The organism is Fructilactobacillus sp. X2R1C1, assembly GCF_059901435.1.
This window is the reverse complement of sequence record NZ_JBWXUV010000005.1, coordinates 66,721-87,366: the sequence shown is the minus strand read 5'-3', so window position 1 is coordinate 87,366 and position 20,646 is coordinate 66,721. Positions and strand designations below refer to the sequence as shown.

Below are 20,646 nucleotides of genomic sequence, written 5' to 3'. Positions count from 1 at the left end.
ATTTTAAGTTCTACAACTCAAAATTACCTTACACTTGTAATCAAAATCTTGTTCAGTTTTCAAAGATCTACTCTGACATAACGTCGTCTCATTGTACCTCAACGCCGCATATAATAATATACCATGTGGTTAATTTATTGTCAATAGAAAAGTTTGACTAATTTTAACCAAATTGATATGCCGCACTTGACGACAACTAATACTATACTATCTATCACAGTTAACGTCAATACTTTTTTTAAATAAACCCAAATTAATTTAAATAAGAAAAAATTAAATTCAAAAATCCTCATTTTATTGATACACTTAAATAGTTAATGACTTATATAAAAAGAGGAAAAACATGGATTTTTTTAAATTTTTAATTGACTTTATATTACACATTGATCATCACTTAATCACGATCGTAAACATGTTTGGCGATTGGACATACTTAATCTTATTTGCAATCATATTTATTGAAACTGGAGCGGTCATTTTACCTTTCCTTCCTGGAGATTCACTTTTATTTGCAGCCGCTGCCCTATCTGCTAACTCCAATTATCATCTTAGTATCTGGATATTCATCATTATCTTCTTCTTAGCATCTGCCGGTGGAGACTCCCTTAACTTCTTTATTGGAAGAAAAGTTGGAAACGCACTAACTGAACACCACTTTTTTGGTAAATTTATCAAGGAAGAAGATCTAACTCGTGCACGTGAATTCTTCGATAAATACGGTGCAATTGCCATCTTTTTGGCTAGATTCATGCCAATTATCAGAACCTTTGCCCCATTTGTAGCCGCTGGCACAGATTTCAGCTATAAAAAATTCCTTAAATACAACCTCATTGCTTGTATCAGTTGGGTACTGATTTGTTGTGGAGCTGGGTATTTCTTCGGAAATATTCCATTCGTTCAAGAACACTTTTCACTAGTAATCATTTTGATTATCGTAATTTCACTAATTCCAGCTTTAATTGGATATCTAAAAAGCAAGATTTCTACATCGAAATAGGTTTCAAACAAAAAGAGCCTGTCTATTAGATCTTAATCTTCTAGACAGACTCTTTTTTTAGTTGTCTTTTACCAATCCAAATTATAAAAGATAATCCCAAAAGAATAATTAAAAAAAACAACAAAAAGCACATTAAAAAATATTGATTCGGCAATACGTTAATGATTGGATCTTTCTTTGGCGTAAAAACCCAATCCTGATTTCTAAAAAGAACATCATGGAAATAAATAAAAACATCTTGAAAATCCAAAACACAAAAGACTCCAAAAAAAATTATAAATAAAATCGTCATCTCTGAAAGCAACTGAAACTTCCATAACTTCTTAAAGTAAAGGAAACGAATCATAATGACAAGTAAAACCATGGATACAATTAACAATACCAAATTATTAGTTAATACCAACGCTCTTACATTGTTAAAATGTACCATTCCATTTGCCGAAATTGGAAACTGGTCCAAGCTTAATTTAGGCGCAAATGGATTCTGAATGAAACCAATCATTTTATAAAAATTACTCATTAATAATCCACTTGAAACATGAAATTGATTAGTTAAATTCAACACGGAAAATGCAACATAATAAAGCCAACTAGCATTGATAACAAAAAAAACGGCAAATGTTATTAAAAAAAGTAGTATTAAAACAAATACTACTAAATCTTTCAAACTATAAAGTATTCCATTCATCTAAGCTATTTACCTCATAAGTAGGTTGAACTTCTTTCTTTTTTACCTGTTCCCTGGTAGACACACCAGTATAAGTCAGCAAAGTATCTACTCCATCGTTAATGCCGGCCATAATATCAGTGTCATAATTATCGCCTACCATGATTACGTCTGCTTTGCTTAAATTCAATTGATCTAAAGCTTTTCTAACAATTAAGGTCTTGGGTTTGCCAATCATCACCGGCTCAACCCCTGAAGCATATCGAACTGAGTCGATAATTGAACCAGCACTTGGCAGCATCCCATATTCGCTTGGAATTCTCGCATCTGGATTAGTTCCAATAAATTTAGCACCATGGGCAATCCCCAGCACTGCTCGTGCTAATTTTTCATACGTCAAGTCACGATCAAGACCAACCACTACATACTCTGGATTATCTGTAAAAATATTGAAACCCATTTTCTCCATGGATTCCTTTAATCCATTTTCTCCAATAACGTATGCCGTTCTGACTTTATTTTCATGCGACTTCGCATCCTCACTAACAAAAGCAGCTGTGGCCATCCCAGAAGTATAAACGTTGTCATTTGTAACATGAATATCGTGATTAAGTGCCAAATTATGGACCACCTCACTTGGAGTCTTGGTTGAATTATTCGTAACAAATAAAAAAGGAATGTGATTTTTCTGGAGTCTCTCAATAAAACGCTTAGCCGCTGGGATTCGCTTCTTCCCTTGATAAACGGTTCCATCCAAATCAATTAAATATCCCTTGTAACTCTTCATCAAGATTTCACCTATTTCTGTCTAATGGTAAAGCCACGCTTGCCATCTCTAAAATGTTTTGATTTAAAATTATTATTTGACGTCTGATTAGCATTATGCTTGCTTGCAGTTCCTGCTTTTCTATTTTTTCCACCAGCACGTTGTCTTTTTCTACTAGTTTTATGGCTTTGATTCTTTTCCTTTTCGGCTTCCAAATTGTGTAAAACAAAGTAATTAGAACCAAAATTGGTATCCTCAATAATATAATCTGGAATTGCCGCATGACGTAAACCTTTACTAACATTTCTAAAGTCAGCATAAAAACCTTTTAGCCGTAACTGATTATATCCCCAGTCACCAACAATGTAATCAAAACGTGTCAAAATGGGATTAAATTTATTGGCAAATTCACCTAAATCAAAAGCATTTCTAATATTAGCTTCAAGAACGTACACGTGGCCATTAATGCTTAAAGTTGTTTCATCAACCTGCTTAATAGTAGCCAAGGAATCTCTCTCATCATTCCTTGTTTCAATCAAACTCTCAATTTCGTTGTGATCCATTTTACTTCCCCTCGATCGGAAACTTCTTTGCTAGATAATCACCAAAAACATCCCGCAAAGTTTCACCATAAAAAATGTTATTTTTACCCACAATGCTAATCGCCGGGAAAAACGGAATAAAACTATAATGATCAATCAAAGCAATCGTGTATTTTTTATCGGGTTCTACTAGTTGATTATGATAGAATAACTGCTTTTTATTAGTGTCGTATCGAATCCCATCATAAATGAGCCTTCCAAAATATTTTCCCCGAAAACCCATTCCTTTTTGCTCAAAACGAACTAAAAAGTCCTTGTTCTTTTCCATTTCCATAACCATTTCCCACAAGTTATAACCATAAAATTGACTTTTCATAACGTGAATTGAATGTGGTAATAATTTATGGAGTTCGTTTTTGTCAACAATTCCCTTTTTTAAATCACCTAAAAACAAACCCGTGTTCAAAACGGCAGCAGTCGTCCCAGCTTTAGCTTCAATGGCCTTTAGTCCCAAGTCAACCAGTTCATTATCATCAGTTAGTGACGTTGTCATTGTATGAGGAATGTCAGCAATCTTACTACTTGCTAAAATTCTCTCACCGCGATCTTCAAAACGCTCAATCTCCTCTGCATCTTGCACATCGGTTTCCATTTCAGACGTTTTATATACACGTGCCTTAACGTTCTCTACTCTTTTTTCAGCGTTAACATCAAAAGTAATTTCACCGACGTAGTGGCCCCATTTCTCAGCCGCGGTTAATATGGTTTGATTAACCATTTCACCATGAACTAACAAATGATGAGTGTGGCCCCCAACAATAATATTGATATCAGGGAATGCTTTCGCAATTCTTCGATCATTGCTAATCCCTAAGTGAGAAAGCAAAATCAGAACGTCATATTGCCCCTTCCAATCATTCAAACAACGCTCAATGGTACTTTTAATTGGAAGTGAATTCCAATCCATGTATTGGTACGTGGGATAAGGCGCCGTTAAGCCCATAAAACGGACCCGAACATCATTTTTTAGCTTAAAATCACGATACGGGATCGCCCATTTTGGAAGTTGACCAGTTCTTTCATCAATCACATTATCCAAAACAACGGGAAAATTGGCATCATCATAAAGATGCGCCAGTTCGTCATGTGACATTGTTAGTGCTTCATTATTTCCAATTGTGGCAGCATCATAACCAACCGAATTCATCAATTCAATGTTGGCCTTACCAGTAGTAGCATCAGTCAGCGCGTTTGATCGGTCAATGGCGTCACCGTCATCAACTTTAAACACTCGATAACCCTGCTTTTCCAATTGTTTTGTTCTTAGTTTCATAAATCTTCTGATCTTGGGCCAATTTTCAAAATGAGAATGAAGATCATTGGTATGCAGAATTGCTACTTTATCATCCATAAAATTACTTCCTCAAAATGTTTTCTGTAACTATCGCTAATTTCTATTTTAACATCCATCAATAACTATAATCAAAAAGTCGATGACTTTAATCATCGACTTCTTTGTTTTCTCTTCTTTTATCATTTAAAACTTTAAATCCATATAGAACAAGAAGCCAAACAACCGATCCAATTAATGCGATCAATGTTTGCATTTTGAAAATTAAAACAAAAGCAACGAAGACCATAAATCCAACAACGAAAAAGTCAGAATATGGGAAAAATGGCATCTTGAAGGTAAGTTTGTTTGTCTGTTCTTGGTTAAGTGACTTGCGATATTCATAGTGTGTAATAACAATTAAAGACCAAACAAACAAGAAACAAGTGGTAGCGATACTTGAAACTAATTCAAAAACACCGTCTGGCATCAAAATGTTTAACAACACTGAAATAGCAATCACAATCGTTGAAAACAAAATTGCATTTGCAGGAATGTGCCTTTTTGAAAGCGTTCCAAGCTTCTTTGCAAATTTATTTTGGCTCTTGTCGGTTAGAGAAAATAACATTCTACCGGTAGTAAAAATAGCACTATTACAAGAAGAGGATGCAGCGGTCAAGACCACGAAATTAATAATAGCAGCTGCTGACTTAACTCCAATGTTTGAAAACACTTGGACAAAAGGACTCGAATTTGCTGAAATGTACTGCCAAGGAAAAATACACATCAGAGCCAATAACGAACCAACATAAAAAATAATGATTCTAGTTGGGACTTCATTAATACATTTAGGAATGATTCTCTGAGGATCTTGGGTCTCTGAAGCAGTCATCCCAATCATTTCAATTCCTGCAAAACTAAAAAGAACCATTTGAAAAGAAAGGACAAATCCCGATGCACCATGGGCAAAAAAGCCATCAGAATACAAATTAGACACCTGTGCATAACCAACACTTGTCTTGTAATGCATCAAAACCAAAACAATTCCAATAATGATTAACGCCACAATGGCCACCACTTTAATCAATGCAAACCAGAATTCGGTTTCACCAAAAGCGGACACGGTGATTGAGTTCAACAAGAATAAAATCAAAATTAAGAAAGCAGCAGTTACCCACTGTGGCAGGTCAGGAAACCAAAACTTCATGTATAGACCAGCAGCGGTTACTTCTGCCATTGCAATGGCAATCCAGCAAAACCAGTAGGTCCAGCCTGCCACAAAGCCAGTTCTTTCTCCTAGGTACTTATTAATAAATTCAATGAACGAAACACTATTCGTATTTGAAAGTAGTAATTCACCAAGTGCTCTCATTAAGAAAAAGCAAGCAACTCCAGCAATTATATATGCAATGATAATGGATGGACCAGCCAAATGAATTGATTGACCAGCTCCTAAAAACAATCCGGTTCCAATGGTCCCGCCTAGTGCCATTAATTGAACGTGACGACTTTTAAGTCCACGTGACATTTGGTTTTCATTATTTGTATTTTTTTCCAACAAAAACATCCTTTCTTTACGTATGCCTACATTATACACGGATACGTGAAGCTGTTTGCTACTTTTTATGGAAATTATACAGATATTTTGTAAGAAAAACTACCAAAATTTCAAAAAAGGTTAAATCAATGACATAAAAAAGAAATCTTGGATTTATCAAGATTTCTTTTAGGTTATTTACTTGCTTTCTTTTCCTTTTCAAGTCGCTGAACATCAAGGGCAATCATCAATTCTTCGTTGGTTGGTACCAAAAGGGTTTTAATCTTTGAGCCATCAGCACTCAAATCTCTAACCACCCCACGCACATTGTTCTTTTCTTTATCAACGCCAATCCCGAAGTATGACAATTGATCAGTAACTTCTTGTCTAACGGTAATACTATTTTCACCAACTCCAGCAGTGAACACAATTGCATCAGCACCACCAAGTTCAGCTAGGTAGGATCCAATGTATCTAACAATTCGATTAACATAGATTTGACGGGCAATTCTAGCACGATGATTAGTCTTTTGAGCAGCCTCAACCTCACGCATATCAGCAGAGACGCCCGAAATACCAAGTAATCCAGACTTAGTGTTTAAGACTTTAATCATATCGTTAATATCTGTCATTCCTTCCTTTTCCATAACGTAGGCCAAAAGAGAAGGATCAACATCACCTGAACGCGTAGCCATGGTTAAACCAGTAACTGGGGTAAATCCCATCGATGTGTCATAGGACTTACCGTTCTTAACGGCACAAATTGAAGCCCCCGCACCTAAATGCATGATAATCATCTTTAAATCTTCTACCGGTTTACCCATTAACTCAGCTGCTCTTTGAGAGACATAGCGATAACTAATCCCGTGGAATCCATATTTACGAGCCGTATATTTTTCGTAGTACTCATAAGGAAGACTGTACAGATAATTTTTCTCGGGGATGGTTTGATGAAATGATGTATCAAAGACGGCAACGCTAGTCACGTTTGGAAGCACCTTTTCAAATGCCTTAATTCCTAAAACATTGGCTGGCTCATGCAAGGGTGCCAATTCATCCAAACTTTCGATCTTTTTGAGAACTTCAGGAGTAATGATTACCGATTGATCGAAATATTCTCCACCAGCAACGACTCGATGTCCAACTCCGGTAATTTCGTTATAGTCGTTGATAATATCAAGATCAAGTAATTGATCTAACAAAATTTGGATTGCTTGTTCATGATCCTTAACATCTAATGTTTCCTCAAATTTCTTCCCATCATCATATTTAATTTCAACATGTGATTTTGGTAAGCCAATCCTTTCAATTAAACCTTCTCCAAGAACTTCTTCTTCTGGCATTTTAAACAACTTAAACTTTAAAGTCGAACTACCAGCATTAATTGCAATAATCTTACCCATGAGTAATCTCCTTAATTTCAACTATTTCTTCAATAAATCGTTTTCTTCCCAATCAACAATCTCAGCCATGAACTTTTGAAAGGCAGTCGTATCCTTAAACGAAGGAAACTCTCCTAACATCACTTTTTGAACTTGGTGACTATTTCCACCACGATTCTGCAAAATTAAAATGGCTTTTTGAGCACTTTTATCCCCAAACAACTCTTGGGGTAAATTCAGTACTCCCTGTAAATAAACCGAATCTTGAAACCACTTCAAAAGTCCCTTTGCTTCACTCGTTTCAAAAAGATTGCTTGGAACTAGGAACACTCCAAATCCAGCAGGCTTTAAGTAATTCATTGACTGCTCAATCAATAAATGATGAACATATGAATGACCAGATTGTGACCGCGTCGCATACCCTTTTGTCTTTTCATCAATTGGATAATAACCAACTGGGAGATCAGAGACAACTAAATCAACCTTAGGAACCAACAGATGTTCAATACTATCCTGCTGAATTAGTTCAACATCCAAATCTTGCATTTCAGAACTAATACTAGCAATTGAAATCATTGAATCATCATTATCGATTCCATATCCCTTAACAGTATCATGAAGTGAATCGTGTAGCTGATTCATGACCGCTGTAAGTAAATTCCCAGTTCCAACTGCTGGATCAAGGATGCTCACGCTAGACTTGTGTTCATAAATCCGCGTAACTATGTATCCCATGATGTAAGCGATTGTATCAGGAGTTATTTGATGATTTGCCTGAATCTTATCTTCTTTAGTAGCTTTGATCATAACCATTTGAATAGCACGTCTAATCGATTCATTATCCATCTTTTTATAGTCAACCGTTCGATACAACTTAGTCAGTTCATCAACAACGTTTGGTTTTGGAATACCATCCTCGACCCGAACGGTATTGTTATCAATCATATTATCGGCGGTTTCGATGAAAGCGTCTAGATACGAAGTACCTAACGCCTGACTCAAGACTTTACTGGATTGATCAAAAACTTGAAACAATGATATTGATTCTTTCTCAGACAGAATATCAACCCCTCTTCTTATATATCTAGGGTTAATATTACCAGAATTCACGCATATTATTCAAGATTTCTCATTTATCTATTAGAATTATTCAATTCTTTCGTTAGTCTTTGATATTTTGCGGTTCGAATATGATTATTTTGAATTTGAAAATTAATCTTTTGGTAACGATAAACAACTATTCCAGACAAAAAAGTTAAAAACAAAATTGCAACTAACGTTAAACTCCCGCTTCTCTTACAGGTGACTTTTGGCTTCATAATTGACCCCATTAATTCTAATTTGACTAGTTAATATATGATGATGTAATGACCAAGATGCCTTACTAACGTTTAATATGATTGGAATATGTCCACCATTTACTCCACGCAATCGAACCATGTCATGATAATGTTCCATTATATATTCCTTATTTTCCTTCTTACTCTTTAATTTAATGGCATCTTTAGTGACTTTAATCATCTTAAACTGATAATCAGGTGACTCAATCACATCAAGATAACGATAAAGGGTTCCCTGATTATCACTCCACTTTTCCTTTTGAATTAATTGACTAGTAATCATAATCAAGCTAAATGCTAACGAGACCAACAAAAGTGAACAAATGGACTCAATCAACGAAAAGCCGGCTCGATCATTTATATTTTTTAAGTAATTCACGTTCATAATTCATCCTAACCTGATGTGTTTCATACTGACTTTTTCTTAAGCAATGATATTCAAAATCATTAACGTTTAAATAAAAGATCACACCACTACAAATCAGAATTAGACCAACTAAAGAGTCAATCAACGTGAAACCTAATCTAATTTTACTTAATAGTCTCAAGATGATATGCACCCCATCCAAGTTGAATTTTTTGTAAAATCGTTTTCCTTTGGTTCTGCGAATACCATCGAATTGTTTGCGGTTTAACGTATCCATCACTTTTGATCTCAATATCATGGTAACTTTTAACGCTTAATCCCTTTGGCATCCTAATTATCTTATCCTTTTGTTTCGATTTGCCACACTTAGCAAACACCACTTCATCATCTGGATAAAACAATACGTCCGTTGAATGATGACTATTCTGTGACTCTAGTAACGCGTCGTTCCACCCTGAATCTAAAGTTTGAAAAAAGCGTTCCTCTTTACCCTCAAAAAATCCCAAATAGTTCCCGGCAACCAAGGTGATCCCTAAAATAAGGGATGTTACAAACAAAACGAGGAGACTTTCCACTAACGTAAAACCCTCTTGATTATCTTTGAACGGCATGATTTTTTACTACGACCACTCTTTCCACTTGAGCTTGTTTAGCCTGCTTACTCGTTAAATAATGGCTTCTAACTAACTTGTTAATGGTTACATTTCCGTCATGCTTTTCGTCTTCATAAGCATCGATTTGAGTTTGAATAACCGACACCATCGCCGATCCATGAATTTTTTTGGCGTGATCCTTTTGATTGCTTAAGTTCGGAATAATAATTAGAACCAGTAGCGAGATAATGAATAAAACAATTGTCATTTCAATTAGTGTGAATCCTTTTCTCTTCATTAGTAAATTCCTTTCATTGAGTTATACATTGGCAGTAACATCTGCAAGTAAGCACCCACAATTAGGATGCCGATCACCGCAAATGAAATCGGCTGGATTAACTTAATCAGTAAATTCGACTTTCTGATCATGTCTTTAAAGCTGAGCTGACTTAAAGCTTTTAAATTTTGGGCTAATTCAGACTGAGTACTTCCATTTGATAGAAACACAATCATTTCCTCAGAAACAAAGGAATAATGAGCTAAACTTGCTCCAAAACTAAGTCCATTGTTAAAACCATCTTGCATAGTCTTCCCAACATCATATAGAAGACTCTGATGATCAAATTTTAATAAACTAAAAACAACTTGTTTTAAGTCCAATCCTCCTTTGATCATTAGCGCAAAGTTGGAGGTCACAAAATATTGGTAATATGACTTAAACAATGAACCAAGTAATGGGATCTTTACCAACAAATTAATTCGATCAATACACTTTTTATTTTTAAAACTTTGATAACCAAAAATTCCCGCCACAAGCGCCATGAATATTAATCCATAAACGACATATTGAATAAAATGACTTCCATTAGAAGCTGATTTACCGGTTAAATCAGCAGTTTGGGGCATAATCAAAAACCTAACTGCAAAAATAATACTAAACAAAACCACAAACAAAAATGCTGGATAAATTACCACTCCCTTAATCTTTTCATCTTGAGCAATTCTTAACTTTAAGAACTCCCCGACCCCTTTCATCTCATTAATCAAATCTCCATGTTTATCGGCAATTTCTAATTGGTAATAAATTGATTCACTCAAAAAGAATCTCATCGATTCTGGCAGCGAATTTCCGTCCTCCAAACTTTGCATGATCCTAGTAACTATTTTCTGATTTTTTGTTGACACCACTTTAATAAACTTCAAGCTCTGTCGGATAGAAAATCCCATCGATAAAAGGTCTCCCAAGGTTGAGAACAAGAATGACTGTTGTTTAAGGGAAACACATTTACCCGTAATAGTATTCATCTTTAACTTTTTCACTAATTATTCCTTTCCTCGAAAGCTCATCAATTCGATTCTTCCAATCATTCATATCGTCTTTTAATAGCGCATGATCACCAAATTTATCTTTAATAGTCATAAGAGTCTTAGTCTTCTTTGAAACGGTTGGTATTAATCGTTGATACACCACTAAATTCAAAGCTGATTTGATTCTTTCATAATCAAGTCCGAGCTCTAGCAATCTTTGAATTGTTCCTTCAGGAGACCTTGCATGAACTGTGCTTAGCACTAAATGTCCCGATAGAGCCGCTGAGATTGCCACTTCGGCCGTTTGATGATCACGAATCTCACCAATTATAAAAACATCAGGACGTTGTCTTAATCCCACTTTAAGTAAATCAGCGTAAGTCATTTGGGCCCGATCATTAACCTCAAGTTGTAAAAAATTTTCTTCATAAATTTCAACTGGATCTTCAATTGTCATCACGATCTGATTTTTACTAATGCTTCTAACGATTCGATAAATCGTGGTCGTCTTACCAGAACCAGTAGGACCAGCAAACAAAAGTAAACCACGTTTTTTACAGGAAGACTCGATCTTTTGAATTTGATCAGCATAAAAAAAGCCACTATCGACATGATTACTGTCATAGATAATCCTAATTACCATTGATTCATCTTGACTGAAATTACCCACCGATGACAATCGTAAACGTAATTTTTGACCTTTGATTGCATAATCCATCGATCCTAATTGGGGCCTGCGATTATCCGTAACCGACATCCCACTTTGATATTTACAATATGAAATGACTTTTTTAGCCATGTCTTTGCTCAAATCCGTAATTTGAATCGTCCGAACAGCCGTATGAACCTTGATACAATAGTCTTTTTCCTTAGGTAAAATAAAAACATCCGAAGCTTGTCGTTGAACTGCAAATTCCATAATATTGTTCAACCATTGTGTCACTTTCACTTTAATCACATCCTTCATAACTAAATACGAAAAAAAGATGCAATCTAATTAAAGATTGCATCTTTTATAAACTAATTTAATTATTTAGCTTGATTAGGTAATACGGCAGCTTCATAAACATCTTGAACATCATCGTTATCTTCTAATTCATCAATTAGACCACTGTACTGTTCAACTTTATCTGAAGGAACTTCTGTCGTATTCTGTGGAATCAACTTAACTTCGGCATCCAATTTATATCCTGCATCTTGTAATGCATCACGAACACTAGCCATGCTAGCAGGATCAGTAAGAATTTGATACTCATCATCCGTTGATTTCATATCATCAGCACCAGCATCCAACGCTGCCATCAACATACTATCCTCGTCGTCATCAGTATCTGACTTTGAAATCGTAATAAGACCCTTTCGGTCAAACATATATGAGACCGATCCGTCAGTTCCAAGGGAACCACCATGGTGAGTGAAGGCTGAACGAATAGCAGCAGCGGTTCGGTTTTTATTATCGGTTAAAGCAGAAACCATAACGGCAGTCCCACCAGGTCCATAACCTTCATATGTTACTTCTTCAAATTTAGCTCCACCAACTCCTGAAGCCTTGTCAATTGCTCGTTGAACGTTATCTTTTGGCATGTTTGCTTCACGAGCTTTTTCCATTTCTAGTCTTAATTGAGGATTTCCTTCGGGATCACTTCCACCAGCTTTTGCAGCTTGATATAAGTTACGTGAGATCTTCTGGAAAATCTTTCCACGCTTAGCATCTTGGGCGTTCTTTCGTCCTTGAATGTTATGCCACTTTGAATGTCCTGACATGATCACAACTCCTCTCTTTTAAACATATTAACTCTACAATTATATCAATTAGTGGCCCTAGTATCAAGCATAGTTCTATTTGGTCGATTCACGCTTCTTTAATCCAAAGGGTAAAAAGACCTTGTTTTCATCAATTTCTTCATTATTCATCAACTTGGTTAAGAGTCGCATGGCAACAGCTCCAACATCATAAAGCGGCTGAGTAATAGTTGACATAGTTGGTCTAGTCATCTCAGTCAGTTTAGTATCATTACTAGTGGCCAGTTCAAATTCCCCGGGAACACTGACACCGTCATCGGTCATTGAGTTCATCACCCCAGCAGCCATATCATCATCGGTAACAATTGCCGCAGTTACTTCATTCTTTTTTAGTTGCTCTCTTAAAGCATATCCACCAGAATAGCTTACATCGGTCTCAAATAATAATGCTTTCTCAAACGGAATTCCAGCATCTGAAAGCGCGTCTTTATACCCTTTTAACCTAAAATCTTTATTAATCGACCGGTTTAAGGGTCCGGAGATAAAAGCAATACGATCGTTCCCGTTACTAATCAAATGGGTAACCTCGGAATACACGGCTTGGCGATAATCAATGTTCACACTAGGAATCTTACCACTAGCATCAACTGAACCTGCCAAAACAACTGGGGCGTGTGACTTTTTAAATTCAGTCCGAAGTTCATCAGAAATTTCATTTCCCATAAATACAATTCCATCAACTTGCTTGGCTTGCAATGTATTCATTGAAGTAAGTTCACGCTGATTGTTCCCATCCGAATTAGTCAAGATAATATTGTACTTATACATCGTTGCTATATCGTCAATCCCGCGTGCAAGCGAAGCAAAATAGGTATTGGTAACGTTGGGGATAATAACTCCAACCGTCGTTGACTTTTTACTTGCTAGTCCCCTAGCAACTGCGTTAGGTCGATAGTCAAGTTTATCAATGACACTCAAAACCTTTTGTTTGGTAGCATCTTTCACATTCTGATTCCCATTTACTACCCTTGAGACAGTTGCCATTGAAACATTGGCTTCACGAGCTACATCATAAATTGTCACATTTTGTTTTTTCAAATTTGGCTTCTCCTATTATGTACTACTAGACCATTAATTATTATAAATATATCAAAGTAAAAGAACTCATTCAAGTGAAATCGGTTACATTTTGAGGCAAAAAAAACCGGACTACCGTCCGATTTGGGTAAATAAATTACTTTTCGTGATGTTCGTGAATTGGATAAATTGTTTCTGCTCGATCTTGATCACTAAAGGCATCATCAGGATCAATCACAATGTCATCAGATTCTTTTTCTTTAGCAAGATCATCTAATTCATTTCTAGGAGCAGGATGTTCATCAACGTTCGCCCTTAATGAATTAACAGCCTCTTGCAAATCAGATAACTTATCCCCCAGTGATTCATTTACTTTTTGCACTGAGTCTTTAGCATCATCCATCTTATCTGAAGCAAGATCCTTAAGGTCTTCAGCAGTGTCATTTGCGTAATAAACGTAATCTAGTGCACGATCTTTAACATCTTCAGTGGTATCAAGAAGAAAGTCTTTGATCTCACGCTTTCTCGATTCATCTAATAGTTTGTATGCTACAAATGCAGCAGTTCCGCCGATTACTGATCCTAAAAGCATTCCCTTTTTAAAATTCATAACCAATCCACCCCTTAATTTGTTCCTTCAGAATTTTTGTCGCGTTTGGAGAATAATCTACCAATCATTTTACCAGCAAAAGTCAAAGCCGAAGTCTTGGCTAACAAACCACTCTTTGATCTAACTTTTTCAGTTGCAGTTCTGGTTGCTTCATTTAAGTCTGAAACACTAACACCTAAATCAGCAGCCGCCTGAAAAACTGGGTCGACTTGATCCAACTTTGAGTTAACGTTATTTAACAATGTATTTGAAATCACCATAATCTGCTCACACTCTTTGCTAATATGATTTGCATCATTAGTAAGACTATCAACATTTTCACTTAAGTCTTTAACCGTTTTTGATAAACGGACCAAAAACAAGCATAAAAATACAACTAATACTAAAAAAGCAATTGCAGCAATTAGCGCTGCTAACTCACCAATCCCCATTTAATTATCCTCCTAATGGCTTCTTCTCCATTTAGAATAGCATTATCTAGCCCATATGACAATTTAAAAAGCTTAATTTTATTTGGGTCTCGTCTCTGTTAAAATGTTGATAATCGAAAAATTAGGAGTGGAGGACATTATGAACATATTTATCCAATTAGTGGCTAACGGAGCTAACGCTTCATCGGCCCTTAAATCAGGATCCGTTGAAAACGTAGCAAATCCATCGTTTTTAACTAAGTATTTTAGAAGTTTTGACTGGGCTAAAATATTCTCTAATCTTACTACCAAGATTATCAGCATTATCTTAGTTTCAATTTTATTCTTAATTATAATAAGAGCTGGAAGAAGATTTATTAAACACTATTTTAACAAACGTCAAAATGATATCTCGCAAAAACAGGATAAATTGCCAAAAATAACCGGAACGTCAGAACCCATTGCTGCCAGACGAAATAAAACGATGTACACCCTTACCACCAACATTTACTACTACACCGTCGTTTTCTTCTGGTTATATTCCCTATTGTCAATGATTGGAATCCCAGTTGGAACGTTACTCGCAGGAGCCGGAATCTTCAGTTTAGCAATTGGACTTGGAGCACAAGGATTCGTCAGTGATATTGTTAGTGGCTTTTTTATCCTAGCTGAACATCAAATCGACGTGGGGGAACGCGTTATTATTAACAATATTGAGGGGTACGTTAAAGCCGTTGGACTTCGCACGACTCAAATCACAAGTATCAATGGAACTTTAAATTTCATCCCTAATCGTAGCATCACCACCGTTTCCAACCTTTCCCGTGGAGAAATGATGACCATCATCAATATTCGAATTACTCCTGAAACCCCAATCCACAAGGTCGAAGATATCATTGCTAAAGTTAACGAAGAAAAGTGTCCCAATGACCCTGACATTGTTGGTAAACCAGTCATCTTCGGGACTAACTTCTTACAAGATGGCTCGCTTGCAATCTCCGTTTTCTTACACACTAAGAATGAACGTGAATTCGACGTTAACGCTGAATATCTAGGAGCATACCTGACCGCTATTAATAAGGCCGGAATTAATCTTCCACTTTCACCTTTAGTGGTGCCAGAACCACCGCAGAGCACAAACTAAAAAAGAGCCTATCACTAATCGTGATAGGCTCTTTTTTACCACCAATCTTCAATTACACTAGTTAACTTACGCAAGGCATTGCCACGAGCACTGTAGTGATTCTTTTGGGCGTCCGTTAACTCCGCCAAAGTTTTACCAACGTCAGGAAGATAAAAGAGAGGATCATAACCAAATCCATTTGTTCCTTTTGGAGTTTCTACAATCTGACCGTTAACTCTTCCCACAACCACTAGTTGTTTACCATCCGGTCTTCTCACAATCAGTGTTGTATTAAAATGGGCGAAACGATCCTTTTGACCCGCCATGTTCTTTAACAATTTAGCTTTATTAGCCTCATCATTATGATCGCCAGCATAACGCGCTGAGTGAACTCCGGGCGCTCCACCCAAAGCATTAACCACCAAACCTGAATCATCAGCTAACACCGGCAAATTTAAGTAGTCAGAGACGACCCTGGCTTTAATACTTGCATTCTCTTCAAAGGTTGAACCATTCTCATCAATCGGTGGAACATCTTCAAAATCATTAATTGACTTCACGGTTAAGCCTAATTTTGAAAGCATCTCAGAAAACTCATTGATTTTACCAGGATTTTTTGAAGCAAGAACAATTTGATTATTTTTCATCAGTATTTCTCCAATTGTTTAACAGGAATCAACTTAGCATCAATATCAGTATGCAACCAGTTTTTACCCACTTTATCAAATCTTTCAACATCGGCAGTGGTGTAAAAACGATCACTAGGAGATTTCACGTTTGCTAGTTCACCCTTTTGCTTTAATTCATTTTTAACAGCATTAACCGTTTCGTATCCAGGATTAACCAAAGTAACATCGGGGCCCATTACATCCGCAATTAAACTCGCAATAATTGGAAAATGAGTACAACCTAATACTAACGTATCAATCCCACTATCCTTAAACGGTTTCAAACCTTCAATAATCGTCTTTTTAGCGGTCAAACTTTGATAATCACCACTTTCAACAAGCGGAATAAAATCCGGACACGCCACTTCTTTCACAGTGATATTAGGATCAATGCCTTTAATTGTATCTCGATAAGAGTGACTAGCAACCGTCCCCTTGGTCGCAATCACACCAATTTTTTGATTTTTAGTTTTCTTAACTGCAGCTAAGCTTCCCGGTTCAATAACTCCAATCACGGGAATTGGAAGGATCTTTCTTAAATACGAAAGAGCTGATGCCGTGGCAGTATTACAAGCAATCACCATCATCTTAGCGCCTTGATCAACAAAAAAACTCCCGATCTCAGCTGAGTACTTGCGAACCTCATCTGCGGTTTTTTCACCGTAAGGAAGTCGTGCTTCGTCTCCAAGATAAATCATGTTTTCATGTGGTAATTTTGAAAGTGCCACTTTTGCAACTGTCATTCCACCAATTCCAGAATCCATATAAGCTACTGGTGATGATTTCATATTATCCCTCCTATTAACTTCAAATCTAATTATGGCGTTTTTTTAAATTTAGTTCAAGTTGCCTTTCTCCTTTATTTCACGGTGTTCTATGATAAAATGTTATTTGTAAAGTATCTTTTTGGAAGAGGACTCTGATATGAATAAATACGAAAAGTTTCGCAAAGAACATTCTGATTCACCCTTTTGGGGAATCGAACTTTTAAGAGATAGTCTTTTACCAGATTTGTTGGATCAAGATATTCACGACATCTTATACTGGGCTGGCAAGGATCTTGCCACTAAGTTCCCACTAGCATCAAATGATGATCTTCAAGTATTCTTTAAACAAAGTCAGTTTGGTAATCTAGAACTTAAAAAGGAAAGTCTCAAAAAAATCAACTGGAAATTAGCTGGACCAGAAGTCGAAACCAGATTAAAGCTGAACAAGGATCCCGATTTTATGCTTGAAGCTGGATTTTTAGCACAAACGAAACAGCAGATCGATCAAATCGCAACCGAATGCGAAGCAACCATTAAATTAAACAGTGTGAACTTTATAGTTGTTTCTGATCCCAATGCTCCGGTCAACAATCCTAGTGATTTTAAACCAATTATCATCGCAAAATAAAAAAGAGCCATTTGGCTCTTTTTTTATGCTGTATATGCAGACAACAATTTCTTTAACTGATCCTTTGAATGAAAGCCGACAATTTGGTCGATAACCTTGCCATCCTTAAGCACCATCAAAGTTGGAATACTCATAATTCCAAATTCACGTGAAGTATTTGGATTATCATCAACATTCATTTTAAAGAATTTAACCTTATCTGCTACCTCAGGATCCTCAGACAAGTCTTCAACTACTGGTGATTGCATCTTACATGGGCCACACCATGGTGCCCAAAAATCAACAACTGAAATCCCATCGGCAGTGTCTTCTTTAAAGTTTGCATCATTAGTTTCATTAACCATAACATTTGCCTCCTTAACTTCTTACTATGAGTAAGTATAAACACGTATTGATTCAAATGCAACTAAGTTGCATACAATCTACTTAAACTTGACGACAGTTGAGCCGTCCCCACCAGCATTTGCTGGTGAAAAGCCAAATTCCTTAACGCGGCGATTGCGTTTTAGATAATTTATGACTCCCTTACGTAGAGCCCCTGTTCCCTTCCCATGAATAATGGTAACGGACGGATAACCAGCCAAAAGAGCGGAATCAATGTAACGATCTAGTTGTTGCATGGCTGATTCATATCTTTCACCACGTAAATCAAGGGTTGGTGAAATCCCACTTGAACGCGTTCGCCGCACACTAGGCGTGTGCTTTTTCGGCTTTGAAGTCTCTTTTTGAACCTTTTCAAGGTCAGACTCGGAAACTTTCATCTTTAAAATTCCAAGTTGCACTTCCCAATTATCTCTACCAATCTTATTAAGCAGAACACCCCTTTGCCCATAAGACTTAACCAGTACGTCATCACCCTCTTTAAAGTTATGCTTTGCTTTTTCTCGTTTCAAAACACGATTATGTTTAAGTTCTGGATGCTGTTCAAGAGAATTGATCTTTCCCTTAGCATCAATTAATTCATTTTCTTTGACTGATTGTTTACTTTGACGTTGAAGGTGATGAAGATGATTAATAATTTCGTTAGCTTCTCGTCTTGTTTTTGAAACAATTTGATTGGCCTGACGCTTGGCATCATTAACCATCGTATCTTTATTATTATTAAACTTAGTGAGTTGCTCTTCTAACCTAGCGTGCAATTGTTCATTATCTGCCAGCTCCACCTTGAGTTTACGGGCACGTTCATCGGCAGCTTTGGTCTGTTTTGTTAGTTGCTTAATCATTTTATTGATATCTTGACTATTAGAATCCATTAGTGAACTAGCTTCAGAAATGATCGACTCATCCAATCCCAGTCGCTTAGCAATGTTTAAAGCATTACTTTGCCCTGGAACTCCCATCAATAGTCGATATGTTGGCTCAAGGGTCTTCTCATCAAATTCCATTGAGGCGTTGATCGTTTCGGGCCGATTGTAGCCATACACTTTCAGTTCTGGATAATGAGTGGTGGCCAACACTTCACTACCTGATTCACTGATTTTATCTAGAATCGACATAGCTAATGCCGCTCCTTCTTTAGGATCCGTTCCAGCACCTAGTTCATCAATTAAAATTAAGCTTCTCTTAGTAATGTGTTTTAAAATGTCAATCAAATTATCCATATGAGACGAGAAGGTACTAAGATTAGCCTCAATCGACTGTTCATCCCCAATGTCAGCAAACACATTATCAAAAACACCAATTTGACTACCTTCATTTGCCATTACAAAAATTCCAGATTGGGCCATTAACTGATTTATCCCAAGCGTTTTGATGGTAATCGTCTTACCACCCGTGTTCGGACCAGTAATAATAATTTGTCGAAAATCAGATCCAATTGAAATATCATTTCCAACAACTTTTTGCTGGTCAATTAACGGATGCCTGACATTTTTTAAATTAACATGATTATCCCTTGAAACACTTGGCTTAGTTGCATTCATCTGATCTGCAAACTTGGCTTTAGCATTGATCAAGTCAAAATGGCCTAATTTAGAAGCATTTTCCATGAGTTCCTCTTGATAAGGTCTAATCACGTCGGATAATTCACCCAAAATTTTATGAATCTCTTTGCGCTCATCTAGTTGTGATCTTCTCAGATCGTTATTAGATGAGACTACACTTTGAGGTTCAATGTACAAAGTCAATCCACTTGTACTTTGATCATGAACGATTCCACCAAATTTTTGTTTGTCTTCTGCCTTAACTGGAATAACATAACGACCATCTCGAACCGTGATGATTGGCTCACTCAAATATTTCGATTGTTTGCCATGGATAAACTTATTCATGGTAGTTTTGATATTAGCTTCTAAGCGCGCGATTTCTCTTCTAATGGAACGCAACTGATTAGATGCCGAATCTAACACTCGTCCATCTTCGTCAATTGACGTCTCAAGTCGTTTTGAAACTTCCGGAAGATCATTAAAGTTCTTGGCTTCATCGTACAAAACGTTCAAATCAATTTTATCATCCGCTAAATTATCAAAGAAAGTTTTAACCCGCACACTTGCAAGTAAAACCGCACTAACTTGAGCCAACTCAGTACCGTTTAAATCGGCATTAACCGCTAATCGTTTCACGTATGGAGTAATGTCATTTAACCTAGGAACTGGGATCATTTTGTTTAGGCGATAAATATGTGAGCCGTCATCTGACTCATCCAATGAGTGAGAGACTACATCATAATCACTACTTGGCCTTAATTGTTTTAATTCTCTTGATCCATTTTCAGTGGTTAGAAATTGACCCAGCAACTGCTTCACTCTGTTATATTCTAATGTATCAAGTACTTTTTCGTTCATTTTTTCAT

23 protein-coding genes are annotated in these 20,646 nt (G+C 36.5%); 3 read left to right on the top strand and 20 right to left on the bottom strand.

From position 1 onward, the window contains the following. The first annotated feature begins 343 nt into the window (after positions 1–343). The gene (locus AC6UDG_RS06845) at positions 344–997 is read left to right on the top strand and encodes a VTT domain-containing protein (protein WP_500694417.1); all 654 of its coding nucleotides are present in this window, start codon (positions 344–346) and stop codon (positions 995–997) included. 40 nt (positions 998–1,037) lie between these two features. Here the strand turns inward: AC6UDG_RS06845 and AC6UDG_RS06840 are convergent, their stop codons facing one another. The 16 genes from AC6UDG_RS06840 to AC6UDG_RS06765 all read right to left on the bottom strand — a co-directional run bounded on the left by AC6UDG_RS06840 (position 1,038) and on the right by AC6UDG_RS06765 (position 14,690). Then, positions 1,038–1,685, bottom strand: a complete 648-nt coding sequence (locus AC6UDG_RS06840) for a TIGR01906 family membrane protein (RefSeq protein WP_500706863.1) — start codon at positions 1,683–1,685, stop codon at positions 1,038–1,040. Further along, a complete protein-coding gene (locus tag AC6UDG_RS06835; RefSeq protein WP_500706862.1) occupies positions 1,666–2,451 on the bottom strand; it encodes a TIGR01457 family HAD-type hydrolase in 786 nt (261 codons plus the stop codon). Before AC6UDG_RS06835 ends, AC6UDG_RS06840 begins: the two co-directional genes overlap by 20 nt. An 11-nt stretch (positions 2,452–2,462) precedes the next feature. Continuing rightward, positions 2,463–2,993: a YutD family protein gene (locus tag AC6UDG_RS06830; RefSeq protein WP_500706861.1), complete on the bottom strand. Its 531-nt coding sequence runs from the start codon at positions 2,991–2,993 to the stop codon at positions 2,463–2,465. 1 nt (position 2,994) lies between these two features. Further along, positions 2,995–4,383 carry a bifunctional metallophosphatase/5'-nucleotidase gene (locus AC6UDG_RS06825; RefSeq protein ID WP_500706860.1) on the bottom strand — a complete coding sequence of 463 codons (1,389 nt, stop codon included), beginning with the start codon at positions 4,381–4,383 and terminating at the stop codon, positions 2,995–2,997. Positions 4,384–4,471: 88 nt separating this feature from the next. Beyond that, positions 4,472–5,869, bottom strand: coding sequence for an amino acid permease (locus AC6UDG_RS06820; RefSeq protein ID WP_500706859.1), 1,398 nt, complete (start codon positions 5,867–5,869; stop codon positions 4,472–4,474). Between the two features lie 164 nt (positions 5,870–6,033). Next, positions 6,034–7,242, bottom strand: coding sequence for an acetate/propionate family kinase (locus AC6UDG_RS06815; RefSeq protein WP_500696104.1), 1,209 nt, complete (start codon positions 7,240–7,242; stop codon positions 6,034–6,036). Positions 7,243–7,263: 21 nt separating this feature from the next. Then, on the bottom strand, positions 7,264–8,256 hold the full coding sequence (locus tag AC6UDG_RS06810; protein ID WP_500706864.1) for a class I SAM-dependent methyltransferase: 993 nt from the start codon (positions 8,254–8,256) through the stop codon (positions 7,264–7,266). A 261-nt stretch (positions 8,257–8,517) separates the two neighbouring features. Beyond that, a complete protein-coding gene (locus AC6UDG_RS06805) occupies positions 8,518–8,940 on the bottom strand; it encodes a competence type IV pilus minor pilin ComGF (protein WP_500706858.1) in 423 nt (140 codons plus the stop codon). A 152-nt stretch (positions 8,941–9,092) separates the two neighbouring features. After that, entirely contained in the window at positions 9,093–9,539 is a 447-nt protein-coding gene (locus AC6UDG_RS06800; protein ID WP_500694409.1) for a prepilin-type N-terminal cleavage/methylation domain-containing protein, read from the bottom strand. Continuing rightward, positions 9,523–9,819, bottom strand: a complete 297-nt coding sequence (gene comGC / locus AC6UDG_RS06795; RefSeq protein WP_500696102.1) for a competence type IV pilus major pilin ComGC — start codon at positions 9,817–9,819, stop codon at positions 9,523–9,525. The genes AC6UDG_RS06800 and comGC overlap by 17 nt, the downstream gene beginning before the upstream one ends. Beyond that, positions 9,819–10,841: a type II secretion system F family protein gene (locus AC6UDG_RS06790; RefSeq protein WP_500696101.1), complete on the bottom strand. Its 1,023-nt coding sequence runs from the start codon at positions 10,839–10,841 to the stop codon at positions 9,819–9,821. Before AC6UDG_RS06790 ends, comGC begins: the two co-directional genes overlap by 1 nt. Beyond that, positions 10,807–11,778 (bottom strand): competence type IV pilus ATPase ComGA, encoded by a 972-nt coding sequence (comGA, locus tag AC6UDG_RS06785; protein WP_500696892.1) that lies wholly within the window; start codon positions 11,776–11,778, stop codon positions 10,807–10,809. Before comGA ends, AC6UDG_RS06790 begins: the two co-directional genes overlap by 35 nt. Positions 11,779–11,858: 80 nt before the next feature. Then, complete coding sequence (locus tag AC6UDG_RS06780) at positions 11,859–12,593, bottom strand: YebC/PmpR family DNA-binding transcriptional regulator (RefSeq protein WP_500694428.1); 735 nt, start codon at positions 12,591–12,593, stop codon at positions 11,859–11,861. A 75-nt stretch (positions 12,594–12,668) separates the two neighbouring features. Continuing rightward, a complete protein-coding gene (ccpA, locus tag AC6UDG_RS06775) occupies positions 12,669–13,670 on the bottom strand; it encodes a catabolite control protein A (RefSeq protein ID WP_500694406.1) in 1,002 nt (333 codons plus the stop codon). Positions 13,671–13,806: 136 nt separating this feature from the next. Continuing rightward, entirely contained in the window at positions 13,807–14,259 is a 453-nt protein-coding gene (locus AC6UDG_RS06770; RefSeq protein ID WP_500696099.1) for a YtxH domain-containing protein, read from the bottom strand. A 14-nt stretch (positions 14,260–14,273) separates the two neighbouring features. Continuing rightward, positions 14,274–14,690, bottom strand: coding sequence for a DUF948 domain-containing protein (locus tag AC6UDG_RS06765; protein ID WP_500696098.1), 417 nt, complete (start codon positions 14,688–14,690; stop codon positions 14,274–14,276). Positions 14,691–14,829: 139 nt separating this feature from the next. On the opposite strand from AC6UDG_RS06765, the gene AC6UDG_RS06760 reads away from it, so the two are divergent. Continuing rightward, entirely contained in the window at positions 14,830–15,813 is a 984-nt protein-coding gene (locus AC6UDG_RS06760) for a mechanosensitive ion channel family protein (protein WP_500706857.1), read from the top strand. A gap of 35 nt (positions 15,814–15,848) precedes the next feature. Here AC6UDG_RS06760 and AC6UDG_RS06755 read toward each other — a convergent pair whose 3' ends face one another. Together AC6UDG_RS06755 and murI are read right to left on the bottom strand one after the other, a co-directional pair. Continuing rightward, positions 15,849–16,439, bottom strand: a complete 591-nt coding sequence (locus tag AC6UDG_RS06755) for an XTP/dITP diphosphatase (RefSeq protein ID WP_500706856.1) — start codon at positions 16,437–16,439, stop codon at positions 15,849–15,851. Continuing rightward, a complete protein-coding gene (gene murI / locus AC6UDG_RS06750; protein WP_500706855.1) occupies positions 16,439–17,248 on the bottom strand; it encodes a glutamate racemase in 810 nt (269 codons plus the stop codon). The genes AC6UDG_RS06755 and murI overlap by 1 nt, the downstream gene beginning before the upstream one ends. A 136-nt stretch (positions 17,249–17,384) precedes the next feature. Between murI and AC6UDG_RS06745 the strand changes: the two genes are divergently transcribed. Continuing rightward, positions 17,385–17,855: a YslB family protein gene (locus AC6UDG_RS06745; protein ID WP_500694400.1), complete on the top strand. Its 471-nt coding sequence runs from the start codon at positions 17,385–17,387 to the stop codon at positions 17,853–17,855. A 23-nt stretch (positions 17,856–17,878) separates the two neighbouring features. On the opposite strand, the gene trxA is transcribed toward AC6UDG_RS06745, so the two are convergent. Both trxA and AC6UDG_RS06735 read right to left on the bottom strand, forming a co-directional pair. Next, positions 17,879–18,199 (bottom strand): thioredoxin, encoded by a 321-nt coding sequence (trxA, locus tag AC6UDG_RS06740; protein ID WP_500694399.1) that lies wholly within the window; start codon positions 18,197–18,199, stop codon positions 17,879–17,881. A 78-nt stretch (positions 18,200–18,277) separates the two neighbouring features. Beyond that, positions 18,278–20,638 carry an endonuclease MutS2 gene (locus AC6UDG_RS06735; protein ID WP_500706854.1) on the bottom strand — a complete coding sequence of 787 codons (2,361 nt, stop codon included), beginning with the start codon at positions 20,636–20,638 and terminating at the stop codon, positions 18,278–18,280. Positions 20,639–20,646: the final 8 nt, after the last annotated feature.